A 14,517-nucleotide genomic window follows, 5' to 3' on the forward strand; every position below is an offset into this window, starting at 1 on the left:
TATCGCCCCTGATAATGTGCGAGGTGTAGGTGTACTTAAATTTCATCTATCGACACTGCTGTTTACGCGCAGCCATGCTGTTGCTCAGCGCAGGGTGCTTCAGGGACGTGCAATCAGCACGCGACCCATCAAGTCCAAAATGGTAGTAAAAATAATGGATGCCGCTGCTATTGAAAAGACACCATCATACGATGGCAGGTAAAAGGTCCATTCCCAGAGGCTCATAAAAGCGCAGTATATCGCGAACGGCATCCACAGAATGATGGTGCCCGCAAACCCTGCAAGTGCGCTGATCCAGTAGCTTTGCGCACCTGACCAAGAGCCATTTATGACGTTGAGCAGTGCCACGAAGGGAACCGCCAGGAGGAGTACCCTCCAGATAGCACAGGAGCCGATATCCGGACCAGTATGCATCGCCCATGCTGCGATACAGAGGTTTAATGTGACGGACGCGGCGGGTACTGCGGCATAAAAAATCCGGCGGCCTAGCGTTATAGTTTCTTTTACTTCGTTCATGGGAAGCGCTCTCCAGAGTGTAGCTAAAACGTTTAATAAATGACTGATAAGAACAGGCCTAATGGAGGAAAAACGTAATGGATAATCGCATAGCTCATTACTGTCAGGACCGACCCCATTAGCAAAATCCCGACGACGTTGATCAAAACGTGAGTGGCGTACCCGACGCCGTAATAAATGCGCTTCTCCATTCTGGATGCCTTTTTCAAACTCTTACCTCCCTTCCCAGCACGCGAAAGCGCAGCGCATCCGGTGCCCGGCGTCCGCAGACCGGGACCCGGACTTCACGGTTCATGATGGTCAGCAGCAGCATTGCGCGCTTCATACCGTCGCTTTCCTGCCAGACCGCTTCCAGCCCTTCATAAGCGCCGGTGAGAATTTCCACGCGGTCACCGTCCACTGGTCCGTCCGGCTCAGGTGACAGGCAGTCGTGCGAGCGCAGCTTCATTACGACGTCATCCGGCAGCGGCGAGGGCAGGCCACCGAAACTGACCAGTGTCGAGATACCCCGCGTACCTTTGATGGTGGTGGTATGAATCACCTCCGGGTCAAAGCGCACGAAAAGGTAGCCCGGAAACAGCGCCTGTGCCGTCACCGGTTTCACCGCGCCATTCTTCATTACCTGAGCGGTGTAAAGCGGCAGGAAGCAGTCCACGCCCTGATTCTGCAGGTGCTGCTGTGCCCGTTTTTCCTGTGCAAACTGCGTCTGCGCCACGTACCAGTGTTCCATGTCCCGCTCCTTAGTTTATGGTGTCACCCAGACGCAGCTGGCTCGCCTGGCGCAGCACTTCGTCCGGATTAAGGTTGCTCATTGATGCATTCACCGCGCTGACCGCCGCTTTTGCCGGTGCTTCTGCCGGGGCTGCGTTCTGTCCGCCAGCTGCATTCGATGCCAGCTCTTTTTCGTGGTCCACGTCTTCAATGGTTTCCAGGCGGAAACCCTGCTGGAACACGATGGTCACCAGGTTACCGGCACCGATATCAATCACCGGGTGGTATTGTTCGGCGCGTTTTATCCAGTACTGGCTCAGCGTATCAGCCGCCTTACTGGCGCCGCCGCCGAAGCCCTGCTTGAAAACATCGCCCGCACCTACCGACGCTGTGGCACCAAGGCCAACGGCAGGAGTCGCCGCCGACTGGATGCCCTCACCAAACCCGGAAAGCATGCCAGCCCCCCAGGCGTTGGCGACAATCACGCCGTTACGCATGACCGGTTTGCCGCGAATCCCCTGCTTGCCCGCGTAGGCGGCGTGGCCTTCAAACGGCATGTCGATGTGTTTGCCGTTTTTCAGGATGCAACTGATGTTCTTGGTGCGCACTTCTCCACGTTCGCTGGAGATGTCCCCCCAGATTTCCCCGGTCACGCGGCACTGGTCCATGCTGTAGGTTTTGCCGTTGGGCATGGAGACATCGCCCACCAGGGTGAACACCACGGCGTTGGTGTTTTGATTACCGGTCACGCTGGCGTTGGCATCAGCCCCCTCAATCATCACCGCCTCGGAGAAGGAACCTGAGGGTATCCACGGCAGCTTCGTTTTCTTCGCCTGCAGCGAGGTATAGGTGAAGGTGGTGGTGGTCATGCCGCCAGTCCGGGTCCGTGCAGTGCCGCCACCGTTGCCCGGATAATAGCCTGTAGCCTGTCCTGTCCCCTGACCGGGGTAAAACTGGCTACCCTGTCCGGGTGAAGGCCCACGGGCAGGGTCGTTAATGTTCCACTGCGCAGGTCCGGCAGGACCGGTGGCAATCGGGCCAGTCGGCGGGGTCACCGCAGCGGGGGGAGTTACGGGCGGTTTATCCGCCTGCACCTGCAGCTTGTTCAGCAGGTCATCGAGCTTGCCCAGCTTCTGCTTCATTTCATCATTCTGGCGCTGCATATCGGACTTCAACTGCGTGACGGTGTTTTCCAGCCCGGCCGTTTTGTTCTGCTGCTGGGTGAGCACCGAGCTGGCCAGTGAATCGGTAAACGTCGAGGTGACCAGGCCGGTCATGTCGGCTTTCTTTGCCGGAGGCGGGGCGTTCAGCGCGGCCTGGTGCTGTGAGTACCACCAGATGCCGCCACCCAGCGCCGCCGCGACTGCGGCGGTCACGCCGGCAATCACCCACTGCCTGCGGCGGGCGGCCGTATTAATGTTGCTCATGCCCCGCCCTCCGCGTCGGTGGAGAAGATAACCCAGACATAGCCTTCACCGCTGGCAAACAGGGACCGCGTTGAAAGCATCACGGCACGAACGCCCTTCTGCCAGAACTGCTTTTCGCTCAGCGACTGAGTGATGTAACCGTTGTTCTTCATCCGGTAGCGCACCACCCGGAGGTGTGAGCCTGCGAGCTGGCGTTCTGCGGTCAGGGTAAGTGCGACGGAGGGGGTGTAAGCGGGGGCGCGACTGGCCGGCAGTTCGGTATAGCTTTCCGGCACGCCGCCGCTGACGACGGTGCGGGCCACGCTGACCAGCGTTTTCTCCCAGGGCTGACTTTCCTCCCACGCCTTCGCGTCGGGGTTCGGATTCACCGGGCCGGAGGCGGGAATGAGGCGCAGGGTGCGCCCGTCCCCGGCTTTTGGCGTCACGTCAATCGAAGCGCCGATGCCGCTGGCCGTTTCAAGAAACAGCGTGAAGCGTTCGCTGGTCACTGGCGTGACGAGCAATGCCCCGCCCTCGGTATTTTCCTGCGTGAAGGCGTTTTCCGGCCCGGTCACGCGGGTGATGAGTTCACCGTCGATAACAATTTTATTGGGACTGGTATTGCTCAGCTGTGCTTTCAGGTGCGCATCGTTTTCAAAGGGCGTACCCGCCGGACCGCTGACGGCGGCGAACGCGGCAGGCGTCATCAGCGCAGACATCACAAACAGGGCGGAAAGGGTTTTCTTCATGGTGCTATCCCCGGGAGGTTTTACTGGATACCGGCGTCCACGGAACTTCCGGGAAGGCGGTCAGGCGGATAAGGCCGTCCACATAGCCCACGCTCAGGCGGTAGGCTTTGCTGACGTCCGGCAGCGCCAGCGTCAGCGAGCCGTTGGACGTGCTGGCGGAGAGCGTGCCCCGGACGGTGATGTCACCGGTGCGGGTGTCGGTGGTCTCGTCGTCGATGCGGAACACCGTGGAGACGCCGTTCTTTTTGATGTATTCCGCTTCGGCGGCCAGCGCCTTTTTCATTTCAGGACGGTCTTCTGGCGGCACCCAGCGCAGCAGCGCGGCGTGCTGGCCGTCGACCGTTTCCGGCGTGACGCTGAGGCGCAGGTTAATGAGGGAGCGCACCATCATGCTGTTGAGCGCCGCGTCGCCTTCAGCGGAAGTGGAGGTGAAGGCGCGGTCGAACATCATGGGCGTGGTGACCGTTTTCTGCGTGCGGTAGAAGTGCCACGCCAGCGAGCCGGTGATGCAGTTTGCGGCGATGCTCAGTACAAGCAACGACGTGAGCGACATCAGCGTCACCACCATCATCCGGTTTCGCGTTTCTTTGACCTGATATTTCATATGTCCTTCCGTCAGATAAATAAAGGCGCCACCCGGAGGTGGCGCAGCCGCTACTGCATCCAGTGCCGGTTCGCGGAGTCAGGCACTCGCCTGAACTGCACGCGGAACAGCACCGTCGGCAGGTACCAGTAGAGAAGGTTCAGCAGCCACCATGACCCCTGCCCCTTCTTCAGGTGCCGGAGCATCAGCCAGACCACTCCGCCGGCGCAGAGCATGACAATCAGCATGTCGATATAAAAACCGATGATGCCGAAGGCGAAAAGCACGAAGGCTTCTTCCGGAGGGAGGCCGATGAACCGTTTCTGCTGGTTGAGCGTTTCCGGGAACCGGTACTTTGCCGCGTCACTGTCCATGACGGTCAGCCGCCCGCCAGCGCGAACAGGGCGCGGGTGGCGAGAAGCACCATAATCATGCCGGTGAACACCATCGGGTTGCGGGACTTAATAAAGCCCACCACGGAGATGACGATTTCAGCGACGTAAAGCATGTACTCAACCGTTGAACCGTGACCGAACGTATCGGTCGTGTCGGCCTTCTGGGTTTTCAGTAAATCCTCTGCGCCGGCGAAATGCGGAAATACCACCACGGTCAGCATCAGGGCGAAATAAATAAGATTTCGCTGTGCGCCGGGTGAATTTTTCAGGGAGTGTTTAAAGCGGGGGAGTGAAAATAATTTAAAGCGGGAAAAGAGGTTGCCGATATTATTTGCCTGAATTTTATTTTCTTCAGGCAAAGCTACCGCGGCCCCCTCCTCCGTAATGGAGTCAGACAGGACTGCTTTCATTGTAAAAATCCCTCTAATTGGGTTAGGAAAATGTCAGTTGAAGTAAACAGACGTAACGCAAGCACATTTTACAATGAGTCAAAAAAAAAAAAACTGTGACACATGTCACACTTTTAAGGGTTGATTAGGATTTGTCTTAAGTGCAGACGGGGGTACGCTCTTTCCTCACATTGCGAGAAAACCCTCTGGAGTTAACCCTAATATCATGAAAGTAAAAGAGAAGCTGGGTGAGAATCGCGGCAGGCCACGTAAATACACGCCCGGGGAGGTTCGTTACCGGGTGTTGTGGGCACCTGATAATCTGCTGCTTGAGCTGCGTATTGCGGCCCGTGTGCGCGGCGTGAGCATGAATGATGAGGTGGTCGGGCGTCTGGTTAAGTCGCTGAATTTCACCCCGAAGAAGCCGCTGATACGCACCGAAGAGGGGGAAAGGCTTCTGGCACTGGCGCGCTTATTTGACGAGTTTATTCAGGCGCGTCTGGATGTTATTCGCGAGGAGTATGCGCGTGATAATCCTGTTACTGAGGGCGGGCGTGAGTTTATTCCCGGAAAAATGAGGCGGTTCAGCAGCAGTTTTCCGGTGAATCTCAAGAAGGATATGGAAATTAGCGCCCGGTTTAACCGCCGGAGTATGAATCAGGAAATCGTGCAGCGGTTGCTTGGGACGCTTAATTATTTCACAGAACAGCAACTTCCTGAGAACGAGGAGGTTCAGCGGCTGCGCTCGCTGGCCATCCTGTTTGATGAGTTTATTGGTTCGCGTGTGGCTTTGGCGGAAAACCCGCTTGCCCGGGAGGGTGAGCCTGATAAATAAAAAAGGTCATCCGTGATCTTATGGCCGGGCGACTTCGCCCGGTTTTTTTATTTATTCCTCGCTCAGGAAATGCCGGCTTTCTGCCTTATCCTCTGCCGTGCTCATGGCGGTCAGATTACCGTCAAGCATGTCTTCAAGCTGTCCGGGTTCAATACCACCCCGGGATTTTAGATACATTTCTGTCAGCATCGCTATAACGATCGACATTCCCTCCCTCGTCCCGGAAACTTTCCGCATCAGGTCCTGGTTAAATCCCTTCAGGTCAAAATCCTTTTTCCCTTCCTGGTGTTTTTTCAGCATCAGTCCCAGTCCAACAAGTTCATTTACGGCGGATGAGAAGCTGACATCGCTCTCCGATGCGCCGTTTTGCTGTTCAAGCAGAACGTACTCCCTGATTTCATTCTCGATTTTATCTTTGAAGTAGATGTTGTGGCGGGACATATTTATACCTTATAAGCTCGATAACATAACCACCTTCCCGTTGATTAAATCGTTAAGTTAACCATCGTCAGTGATGCGTTATTAGTTCGGCATGTTTCGTTGAGAGTGGTAATATTATTTACCTGAAGTTACGGGTGTGTCAATCCGGCACTGTCAGGTCAATATCATCGTGTGTGGGGATGCGGCACCTGTGGGTTAAATCAGGTGTGGTGATTCAGCACTGAACGATATTAAACTCTGATAAAAGCATCTTACATGGCGTTAAAAGGTGTGTGATGGCGGCACCTGTCAAGGTGTGTGCATGCGGCACTGTTTAATATAAACAACTGATATTATATAACTACACACAAACCACACACTGTGGCAGTGCCGCCTGGGGTGCTGCTTCAGCACACATGACGGCACTGCTACGGCCACACTCCGGCACTGACAGGTGTGGGCATCAGGCCACTATCTTGTTAACACTTGTTAAATTACACGCAAATCACCCATTAAGTATATGAATTACAATATAAAAACTGCAAGATAAAATCTTGCGTGGGGTGTGGTTAAGTAATCATTCAAAAAGCGGCTTGTGTAAATACCCCGTCCTTTGTCATTTTCATTATTTCATCAGCGTGTTAACGCGTACCCTGAGCGCACCAGAGCGCGTCTGTATCGTTTTTTCTTGCCATACCCTTGCCGCCCGGCGTATTTTATCTCGAACGCTCCCCTGCGCTGCTGGCGCATTCTGTGAAGGTAATTAAAATGAAATGGTTCGCGCTTCTTGCGCTGGCGGCGACTTTCTCCAGCCAGGCAACACCGCAGATGTGTTTTACAACTGCCGGGAAAGACTTTGGTATTGATCCACTGCTGCTGACAGCAATATCAATACAGGAGTCAAGGCTCAATGCAAAAGCCATCAACGGGGCAAATCGTGACAAATCAGAGGATGTCTGCGGAATGCAGGTGAACAGTTCTCATTATAAAGAACTGAAGAAATTCAATATTGATCGCGAAAGATTGTTAAACGATCCCTGTATTTGCACCTATGCTGGCGCGTGGGTACTTGCTAAGAACTTCAACTCCTACGGTCGAAACTGGGACAGCGTCGGAATATATAACGCCGGACCAAAAGAAACGAAGATGAAAGCAAGAAAATCTTATGCAGCTAAAATTAACAGCATTTACCGCGTCCTGCTGGCGCGTGAAATTATTTCAGGTAAATACGCTATTTCACAAAATAAAATGCCGTATACAGAACCTTTTTCATCCACGCCAACACTCTCTCAAGCAGACACTAAAAAGCCGGTCAACTGACCGGCTTTAAAATATCCACTACCAGGTTTCAAACGGCCACCCTTCAAGAGGGTCGCCGTCGCAATCAAAGCAAAAGCTGTCCACGCCGTAAGTTTCGCACCCCTCCGTCAGAAGCCGGATCGTATTTTCTGACACTCCGGCATTTCTGAGTGTCATCGCCGGAACGGGTATAACATCAGGCCGCACAATAAAACCGTAGAAAATACCAACCACCCATCGCCCTTCTGAATTACCAGCAAGCACCCGGCACTGTTCTCTGAATACTTCCGAATCTTCACGCGTAATATTTCCGGTCGAGCAGATGAGCATTTTTCTAATTTCCCTTTTCACCGTCGCGCTCTCCTTTCGGGCCGGATTCATTCCGGCCCGCATGATATTATCAGCCCTTCAGTTCTTTCATTTTCTCTGCCAGCGACCACAGGAAACGATTCGTTTTCAGGTCGCCATCGATGCTGTTTATTGCCCGTGTGCGCGCCCTTCCCCCCTTCGCATTTCGCCCTGGCTGGCCACCCCGGATCACGTTTTCCTGGGTCCGCTGGTACACCGTCCACAGGTCGTTTTTTTCATCTTCACGGCGGTTACTGCGCAGCAGCATGTCGGGACTGACCGGAACATGCTGCCCCTCATAGCGATAGTCGAGAACGGTTTCGGCAAACGCGCGGCGTTCTGCCTCATTCAACGGAATGCACTTCATTTCCTCGCGTGACTCCTCAACGGCTTCAAATCGCTTCACCACCTCGTAAGCACCCTCGATGACCTGCCCGACCACGTCACCCTTGTGTGGAACACGAATTTCGCCAAACGTCTCGCCGCAGACCATGCCGTTCGCACAGACGAAACGGAACTGACCCGGGATCATCTGGTAGCTGCTGCTCCCGTCATGGCTGTTAAGCAGAATGATTTCTGACACTTCATCACGGGAAATTTCATTGTGACGGCGCAGGCGCAGCATGTGCTTGGCATGACCCGTGCGGCCCTCATCACGCACGCGCTGCTGACAGGCAAAGAACGGCTCGAAACCTTCACCGCGCAGGCGGTCTAACAGGTTGATAGTGGGGATCCAGGTATAGCGATCGCTGCGTGATTCGTGCTTATCTTCGGAGAAGATGCTCGGCACATGAAGGCGGAGTTCATCATCAGTCAGTGGACGATTTTTGCGGATGACGTTCGCAGCGCGGAACGCGGAGGCCAGACGGGTCATGTGAATTCCTCTTTACTGGCGGAGCCTGACGGCCCCGCGAAAATTTATCAGGATTGTTATCAGAAAACGGCTCAGTGCCTGTCAGCTCTGCACGCGCTCAAAACGCCACGGTCCAAACGGGTTGCCCCTGCATCCCGGCACCATCTGCTCCCGGCCGTAACGTTCCAGCCCGCTCATTTCCCCGTTAAAAATCGCCTTAGCGTCAGGCGTGACGATCCCCTGTGCTTTCCAGACGTTGGTTGTTTCGTATTCAGCGACGCGTGCATCAACAGACGCGTCGTCAAGGCGGTTCGCCGCGTGAACGATCCGGACAGAAAACGTCTCAGGTTCGCTTGCCACCTCCGGGTGTATGACTTCAACGCTGATTAACAGACGTTCCTCCGGTTTCGTCAGCTCAAGTGCCAGCTCACTGACGCGGGCCTGCCGGTAGCTCTGATATTCAGCGTGAATAACGTTTAGGGCGGTCAGCGTCTCAATGTGGAAACCCAGTTGTGTACGCAGGGCGACCGTGTTGATCTCCGGCAAGCCGGGCACAAATAGCGGGCGGCGCAGCGCCCGGTGTACTTTGTCGCCGTTAAACCGTGTTTTGGTAGATTCGGCAGCGGCGGTGTTGACGTTCTGTGTGTTCATGCTGGTTCTCCTTTCTGAGGTCATTACCCTGTTTCGGTGAGTTCGTTGCGGCGAAGGGCAAAGGAGCGACGCCGAAGAGAGTGCATAAAGGGGCGACGACGAAAAGTTTTTGCGGCCCAGGCAAAAAGTTTTTGGTCGGCGTGCATTTCACCCCTTTCTGCGCGAACCGGCGGTGCTACGACCAGCCCTCCGCAAAGAACCGGCGGAACAGGATGTACCGGTAGAGAGATGAGCAGGAACGCACCCGGCACGGCGGGTCGCCGCCAGGCGAAACGTCGGGGCGTCCTTAGCGGCCGCAGCGCGGCCAGTGAGAGCGGCGGCGTGAGCCGGCTGCGGGGGTTGACCTGGCCGTTGCCATCAGACCCTAGCCGTCAGGCACGAAACGCCGCTTCTGGCGGTTCGGCGGAGCTTACCGGCTTGCCGGTTAGCGGAGTAGGGCTTGACGACCCGGCCGGAACGGACGGGGAGCCGAAGGGGGCCAGACTGTTTTTCATTCACGCCATGCAGCTGCACAGCAGGAAAATTCCGGGGATGAAAAGCAGCAAAACGGAGAGGAACAGAGACACTGGCAGCAGCAGGAGAAACAGGAACTGGCAGTACACCGGGTAAATCAGAAACCCCAGAAGACAGAGGCTGAATTCTATGAGGACGAGCGGTGCGTCAGCACCGCCCTTTCCTCAGCCTTCTCCGCCGTTCAGCTCCGCCTCAAAGTGCATCGATGCCGTATTGATAAGCCTGGAAAACTCAGCGTCATCAATACCCACGTGGCGGGCCAGGTGCATCAGGTCAGCCAGCAGATCAGAAATTGCGGTGGCGGTTTCCTCACCCGACTCCGTCAGCCCCTTTTGTAGCGAGAAATAGAGCAGGGTATCGATAACCGTGATCAGACGCTCTGAATGCGTCTGCGTCATTTCATCACCACTGTTCATTACCTCATGCACCACGTCCATCAGGCCATCGACCAGGCGGCCGGGATGGGCGCTTTCAGGCTCCGTGCTGCCGCACACATTTTTATCGTTCATCTTGTATTCCTTACTGACAGTCTCATGGTTCGGGCAGGATATCCCCTGCCCGTCCTTTCAGCCCCGGTTGAGCGTCACGTTATAAACCACGGACCAGTCGGCACCGTGTGGGTGTTCGCTCACTGGCTCCATCCGGGCAACGTTTCTGGCCTGGTGGTTCATCACCATCACCCGCTCAACGGCTGCGTGCAGGCTTTCGCCCTCATTACGCGGAAACCACAGGTCGCTGTTGCTGCCACTCAGCACCGGATGACCGCAGAAGTGAAAGCCCCTGCCACTTCCCAGCGCGCATTCCAGTACAGTCACCCTCGCCCGGGCGTCGAGCGTGCCTGCCGCACTGTTCAGGCGTCCGGTGATGTCACTCCAGCACCATTCCCCGGCGGGAACCGGGAGTTCCAGGCGTTTCAGCGGCAGCCCCATCGCGCTGGCCGTCAGTCGCGCCACGTCAAACAGCGCAGGCGTCTCAGCCTGTTCGCTGATGTAATCACCGTTGATAAACAGCGCCTGCTCATCGTTATCCAGCACAAGCAGACAGACGCCGGACAGCGCGGCACAGACGGGGGTTTGGCGGGATGTTAAGTTTTGCATGTTCATTCTCCTGACTGCCGCCCCGGCGGGGCGGCGTTCCGTGGTTCAGGCCAGCGCCCGGGTTAATTCGAGGGTGCGCAGAAACTGCCCCCATTCGCTGCCGCGCATCGCGGGGACGCGTACTGACCGGCGTTTCTGCGAACAGCGGGCAACGTGGCGGCCTCTGGCGCGGATTTCCGGTTTGATATCCTTCGCGGCGATGCTGTCGTGCATCACCCGGACGTGTGGCGCGGACACGTCTGTCTTTACATATCCCGCCGTTGGTGCAATGATTGTGGCTTCAGCAATGTTCATGGTTTCATCCCAATTATGTTGTTGATAATGGCCAGCTGTTAGCGCAGCTGACCGTAATGAGGCAGGGCTTTCGCTCTGCCTTTTTTACGCCTGCTCCAGGTCAAACACCTCTTTCTGAATACGCGCCACGATGTCCTGATGTGACAGCGTGCAGCGGTCGCGAAACTCAAAAAAACGCCCCTGAACGTGGGCGAAAATGTCCGTCACGTCACCGTGAAAATGCTCTGAGGATTTGAACGACTGCCCCTGCCCCTTGCCCGGATACTGCCAGTCTTCCGGGGGCAACACCTCCAGCTGGTCGGTAAAACGGGCTTCGTCGATTTCCTTCACGGGCGGGCAGTGACGCGCGTCAGACAGCGCCTGATATTCACTGAGGGTGATCAACTGCATGTCCGGCCACGTGCGGCCACGTGCGGCGCAGATCATGCAGCGTTCTGCCGTCAGATTGGGTGCGCCATTTGCCGCTGACGCGCTCTGCGCGCCAGCCGATAAACAGCGTCGGGCTGAAAAACACCTTTTCCGTGCGGGTTTCTGCTGCGGTCTGGTTCTGTGTCATGCTGCGTTCCTTCTGTTTCTGGCCCACCGGAGACGGGCCGGGTTCGTGGGATGTTTGCGGATCAGGCGATATCGGCTCTGAACATGGCGTAACCGACACTCAGCTCGGTTCTCAGATAATCGACGGCGTAGTTCCATGCCGCCTTGCCCGACTCCCCGTGCAGCGTCAGGGCAATTTCCCGTGCTTCAGCCCATGCCTGTACGGATGAAAGCGGCATGACAGGGCGCGCCGTCGACCAGTCGGTGACGGTACTGCATACGGCATCGGCCATAATGGTCAGCGTCCCGAAAAGCTGCTCATCGCGTTCACGCGTCAACATGCGACCTTCACGCAGGGTTCTGAGGTACATAAGATTTTCAGCCAGTGCCGGGCTGATTCCCTTGATTTCTGGCCCTTTACCCCATGTTTTGGGTGTTTCGGTTGCGGCGGTTTTGATGTTCTGTGTGTTCATGCTTTTTCTCCTGCTGAGGTGGTTAATCCATGTTTCGGTATGTACGGAGCGGCGAAGGGCAAAGTAGCAACGCGCTCGAGCGAGTGCAGGGGAGACCCGCAGGCCGCAGCGCAAGCGAGCCATCTTTTCAGGCGAGTGCGAACGGGTGAGGAGTCAGTGACGGAGCCCGCAGGCCGCAGCGCAAGCGAGCCGTCTTTATGGCGAGTGCGAACGGGCGAGGAGCAACGGAGCGGCCTTTGCAGGAGAGAGGAGCGGTGCTACGACAGGCCCTCCGCAGCGTACATACTGGGACAGGAACACCGCTGGTGAGATGAGCAGGAACACACCCGACACGACGGAACGGCGTGGCGCCCTCAGCGGCCGCAGCGCGGCCAGTGAAATGCGCCGGCGCCAGCCGGCTGCGGGTGTTGACGTGGCCGTTGCCATCAGACCCTAGCCGTCAGGCACGAAACGCCGCTTCTGGCGGTTCGGCGGAGCTTACCGTGCGCAACGCGCCCGGTTAGCGCAGTAGGGCTCGACGACCCGGCCGGAACGGACGGGAAGCCGAAGGGGGCCAGACTGTTTTGAATTCACGTTATGCAGCTGCTGCACAGCCAGAAAGGGACAATGAAGAAGAACCGGAATGACAGGCAGAATGGCCACTTGATAACAGGGAAAACGCTAACGCATCTGAGGGGGGAGGAAGCCATAATGGAGTTTATAAAGATGAACCGCCGCGCCGGAGGCGCAGCAGTTCGTGAAAGGTTTTATGCGGTGGTTCAGGCGGCCACGGACTCCCTGATTTCAATCGTGCCAATATGCATCCCGGCATGAGCCAGCATCGTAATCAGCTTATCAACGCTGAAAAGGTGAATTTTGCCCTTCGCCAGCTCGGAAATGCGCGGCTGGCTGACGCCCAGCAACTCAGCTGCCTCAGTGGTACTCAGGCCACGCTTTGCGATCAGGCCGTTCAGAGCAATAATCAGCTGTGAACGTACCTTCATATTTTCTGCCTCTTCCTTCGTCGGGCTGATAGCATCCCAGACGTTTTCAAATGTCTGAATTTTCATGGCTTACGCTCCTGAACAAGTTCTTTAAATCGTTTACGGGCCAGCTGGACGTCAGGCTGGCTTGTTGCCTGCGTTTTTTTCTGGAAACAGTGCAGCACGTACACCGCTTCTTCAAATTTAGCCACATACATGGCCCGGTATATCCCGTCCATTCCCTTCGCGCGAATTTCACGGACTCCCGGCCCTACGGTCGGGAAAGGCTTCCAGTCATCGGGATCAAGCCCCTGCTGTACCATGTCCAACTGGTGACCGATTTCACTCTGCATTTCGCCCGGGAACACCTTCAAATCATCCAGGCTGCTGTCAATAAAACTGAGTGGTTTACGCATCCCTTGCCTTAACTGTAGTTACGTAAAAACGTATAAAATGATTATACCCGCTTCAACGAAAGACACCAGGTTTATCTCCCTTTATGCCTGCGCTTCCTTTAAAAATAACCTTCGCCTTCCCCGCCATTTTTCCACATGGCAATGTCATCATCGAGTCGGCTGAGATGCTCATTCAGAGACTCTAAGAGCCGCTCCGTTTCAGTTTCCTGCGCCCCGGAAAGCCCGTCCCATTCTCCTGCCATCACGATGAGTTTTTCGCGCATCGTGACCAGTTTCCGGCGCTGGCTGCGAGCCGTTTTCAGTTCAGTGATATAGTGTCCCCTGCTCATGCCAGCACCTCATTCATCAGCTTGTTCGGCACCATCCAGCGCTCCAGCGCGTGCAGCCAGCCCGGTGTCCGGTCATTGGTTTCTGCCAGATCAGCCATCACAGACCATAAAGGAATGCCCATCCCTTCCTGGCTGCGAAGCGGGCGCAGTGAAGGGAACCGCTTTAGCTATCGCCAGAATGTCCCTTCGATCAGCTCCTCCGGGAACTCCCGCTCCCAGCGCGCATACCATGCAATAACGTTGACCGGCGTACAGAAGTTCAATTCCACACCTGCCTGACCGACCAGCCCCTGCAACAGCAGATACTTCCGCGCTTCCTGGCTGGCTTCCCGCCGTGCAGCTGTGTGACGGGCAATATCGCCCTTCTTATCTCGACGATCTGCCTGTGAAAAGCTGTACTCAGGGAACAGGCGCTGGCGCACGCTCCCGGACAGGGGGAGCGGATAGTGCAGCCCCTGACTTTGCAGCAGCACGTTGAATGCGTACTCATAGTCGCTGATGCTGGTCATGCGGTTACGCGGCTCCCACATCACCCCTGCCTGCATCAGACTCCTGCCGCTGGCGCGCCCCTCACCGCTAAGATGCCGGAAGAAATCCCTGGCAAACGGCTGCCCGGACAGGCGCTTTCCGTCACGGCGTTTGTCTTCCACTTCGGCAATCGCATCGAGGGCGGCACGGCGGACATCGCACACGGGAACCAGCGCACGACAGGATGGAATAGGGGAATAAATCTGGCTCATGGTC

The 14,517-nt window shown here is 56.2% G+C and carries 24 protein-coding genes; 2 read left to right on the forward strand and 22 right to left on the reverse strand.

All coding sequences use genetic code 11. The annotated features are described in order from the left end of the window. Window positions 1-99: 99 nt before the first annotated feature. The 7 genes from HHI26_RS23965 to HHI26_RS23995 all read right to left on the reverse strand — a co-directional run bounded on the left by HHI26_RS23965 (window position 100) and on the right by HHI26_RS23995 (window position 4,770). Window positions 100-516 (reverse strand): hypothetical protein, encoded by a 417-nt coding sequence (locus HHI26_RS23965; protein ID WP_171149841.1) that lies wholly within the window; start codon window positions 514-516, stop codon window positions 100-102. A 205-nt stretch (window positions 517-721) separates the two neighbouring features. Further along, on the reverse strand, window positions 722-1,246 hold the full coding sequence (rfaH, locus tag HHI26_RS23970; RefSeq protein ID WP_171149842.1) for a transcription/translation regulatory transformer protein RfaH: 525 nt from the start codon (window positions 1,244-1,246) through the stop codon (window positions 722-724). Window positions 1,247-1,256: 10 nt separating this feature from the next. Continuing rightward, window positions 1,257-2,654: an F-type conjugal transfer pilus assembly protein TraB gene (gene traB / locus HHI26_RS23975; protein ID WP_171149843.1), complete on the reverse strand. Its 1,398-nt coding sequence runs from the start codon at window positions 2,652-2,654 to the stop codon at window positions 1,257-1,259. Beyond that, window positions 2,651-3,382 carry a type-F conjugative transfer system secretin TraK gene (gene traK, locus HHI26_RS23980; RefSeq protein WP_171149844.1) on the reverse strand — a complete coding sequence of 244 codons (732 nt, stop codon included), beginning with the start codon at window positions 3,380-3,382 and terminating at the stop codon, window positions 2,651-2,653. The genes traB and traK overlap by 4 nt, the downstream gene beginning before the upstream one ends. Window positions 3,383-3,386: 4 nt before the next feature. Then, window positions 3,387-3,986 carry a TraE/TraK family type IV conjugative transfer system protein gene (locus HHI26_RS23985; protein WP_171149845.1) on the reverse strand — a complete coding sequence of 200 codons (600 nt, stop codon included), beginning with the start codon at window positions 3,984-3,986 and terminating at the stop codon, window positions 3,387-3,389. Window positions 3,987-4,036: 50 nt separating this feature from the next. After that, complete coding sequence (gene traL, locus HHI26_RS23990) at window positions 4,037-4,339, reverse strand: type IV conjugative transfer system protein TraL (RefSeq protein ID WP_171149846.1); 303 nt, start codon at window positions 4,337-4,339, stop codon at window positions 4,037-4,039. Between the two features lie 5 nt (window positions 4,340-4,344). Further along, window positions 4,345-4,770, reverse strand: a complete 426-nt coding sequence (locus HHI26_RS23995; RefSeq protein WP_171149847.1) for a conjugal transfer protein — start codon at window positions 4,768-4,770, stop codon at window positions 4,345-4,347. 205 nt (window positions 4,771-4,975) lie between these two features. On the opposite strand from HHI26_RS23995, the gene HHI26_RS24000 reads away from it, so the two are divergent. Further along, window positions 4,976-5,584, forward strand: a complete 609-nt coding sequence (locus HHI26_RS24000) for a hypothetical protein (protein WP_171149848.1) — start codon at window positions 4,976-4,978, stop codon at window positions 5,582-5,584. Window positions 5,585-5,635: 51 nt separating this feature from the next. On the opposite strand, the gene HHI26_RS24005 is transcribed toward HHI26_RS24000, so the two are convergent. After that, a complete protein-coding gene (locus HHI26_RS24005) occupies window positions 5,636-6,025 on the reverse strand; it encodes a relaxosome protein TraM (RefSeq protein ID WP_171149849.1) in 390 nt (129 codons plus the stop codon). 747 nt (window positions 6,026-6,772) lie between these two features. Between HHI26_RS24005 and HHI26_RS24010 the strand changes: the two genes are divergently transcribed. Further along, window positions 6,773-7,324, forward strand: coding sequence for a lytic transglycosylase domain-containing protein (locus HHI26_RS24010; protein ID WP_171149850.1), 552 nt, complete (start codon window positions 6,773-6,775; stop codon window positions 7,322-7,324). 18 nt (window positions 7,325-7,342) lie between these two features. On the opposite strand, the gene HHI26_RS24015 is transcribed toward HHI26_RS24010, so the two are convergent. The 14 genes from HHI26_RS24015 to HHI26_RS24080 form a co-directional block, all read right to left on the reverse strand. Next, window positions 7,343-7,654 (reverse strand): DUF5983 family protein, encoded by a 312-nt coding sequence (locus HHI26_RS24015; RefSeq protein WP_171149851.1) that lies wholly within the window; start codon window positions 7,652-7,654, stop codon window positions 7,343-7,345. Between the two features lie 49 nt (window positions 7,655-7,703). Continuing rightward, a complete protein-coding gene (locus HHI26_RS24020; protein ID WP_171149852.1) occupies window positions 7,704-8,525 on the reverse strand; it encodes a DUF932 domain-containing protein in 822 nt (273 codons plus the stop codon). Between the two features lie 81 nt (window positions 8,526-8,606). Beyond that, a complete protein-coding gene (locus tag HHI26_RS24025; RefSeq protein WP_171149853.1) occupies window positions 8,607-9,155 on the reverse strand; it encodes a hypothetical protein in 549 nt (182 codons plus the stop codon). A gap of 677 nt (window positions 9,156-9,832) precedes the next feature. Continuing rightward, window positions 9,833-10,177 (reverse strand): hypothetical protein, encoded by a 345-nt coding sequence (locus tag HHI26_RS24030; RefSeq protein ID WP_171149854.1) that lies wholly within the window; start codon window positions 10,175-10,177, stop codon window positions 9,833-9,835. Between the two features lie 57 nt (window positions 10,178-10,234). Continuing rightward, window positions 10,235-10,765, reverse strand: a complete 531-nt coding sequence (locus HHI26_RS24035) for a hypothetical protein (protein ID WP_171149855.1) — start codon at window positions 10,763-10,765, stop codon at window positions 10,235-10,237. Between the two features lie 45 nt (window positions 10,766-10,810). Continuing rightward, window positions 10,811-11,002 carry a hypothetical protein gene (locus HHI26_RS24040; RefSeq protein WP_346775715.1) on the reverse strand — a complete coding sequence of 64 codons (192 nt, stop codon included), beginning with the start codon at window positions 11,000-11,002 and terminating at the stop codon, window positions 10,811-10,813. Between the two features lie 141 nt (window positions 11,003-11,143). Next, window positions 11,144-11,449, reverse strand: coding sequence for a hypothetical protein (locus tag HHI26_RS24045; protein WP_171149857.1), 306 nt, complete (start codon window positions 11,447-11,449; stop codon window positions 11,144-11,146). Next, on the reverse strand, window positions 11,427-11,615 hold the full coding sequence (locus HHI26_RS24050) for a hypothetical protein (protein ID WP_171149858.1): 189 nt from the start codon (window positions 11,613-11,615) through the stop codon (window positions 11,427-11,429). Before HHI26_RS24050 ends, HHI26_RS24045 begins: the two co-directional genes overlap by 23 nt. A gap of 61 nt (window positions 11,616-11,676) precedes the next feature. After that, window positions 11,677-12,066, reverse strand: a complete 390-nt coding sequence (locus HHI26_RS24055) for a hypothetical protein (protein ID WP_171149859.1) — start codon at window positions 12,064-12,066, stop codon at window positions 11,677-11,679. A 758-nt stretch (window positions 12,067-12,824) separates the two neighbouring features. Continuing rightward, on the reverse strand, window positions 12,825-13,115 hold the full coding sequence (locus HHI26_RS24060; protein WP_171149860.1) for an XRE family transcriptional regulator: 291 nt from the start codon (window positions 13,113-13,115) through the stop codon (window positions 12,825-12,827). Beyond that, the gene (locus HHI26_RS24065) at window positions 13,112-13,444 is read right to left on the reverse strand and encodes a type II toxin-antitoxin system RelE/ParE family toxin (protein WP_171149861.1); all 333 of its coding nucleotides are present in this window, start codon (window positions 13,442-13,444) and stop codon (window positions 13,112-13,114) included. The genes HHI26_RS24060 and HHI26_RS24065 overlap by 4 nt, the downstream gene beginning before the upstream one ends. Before the next feature lie 98 nt (window positions 13,445-13,542). Continuing rightward, a complete protein-coding gene (locus HHI26_RS24070; RefSeq protein WP_171149862.1) occupies window positions 13,543-13,773 on the reverse strand; it encodes a hypothetical protein in 231 nt (76 codons plus the stop codon). Continuing rightward, window positions 13,770-13,895, reverse strand: a complete 126-nt coding sequence (locus HHI26_RS25650) for a hypothetical protein (protein WP_171149881.1) — start codon at window positions 13,893-13,895, stop codon at window positions 13,770-13,772. Before HHI26_RS25650 ends, HHI26_RS24070 begins: the two co-directional genes overlap by 4 nt. 45 nt (window positions 13,896-13,940) lie before the next feature. Then, window positions 13,941-14,513 (reverse strand): plasmid SOS inhibition protein A, encoded by a 573-nt coding sequence (locus tag HHI26_RS24080; protein ID WP_171149863.1) that lies wholly within the window; start codon window positions 14,511-14,513, stop codon window positions 13,941-13,943. Between the last annotated feature and the right edge of the window lie 4 nt (window positions 14,514-14,517).

Source organism: Erwinia sp. JH02 (assembly GCF_013074405.1).
Lineage (GTDB): Bacteria > Pseudomonadota > Gammaproteobacteria > Enterobacterales > Enterobacteriaceae > Erwinia > Erwinia rhapontici.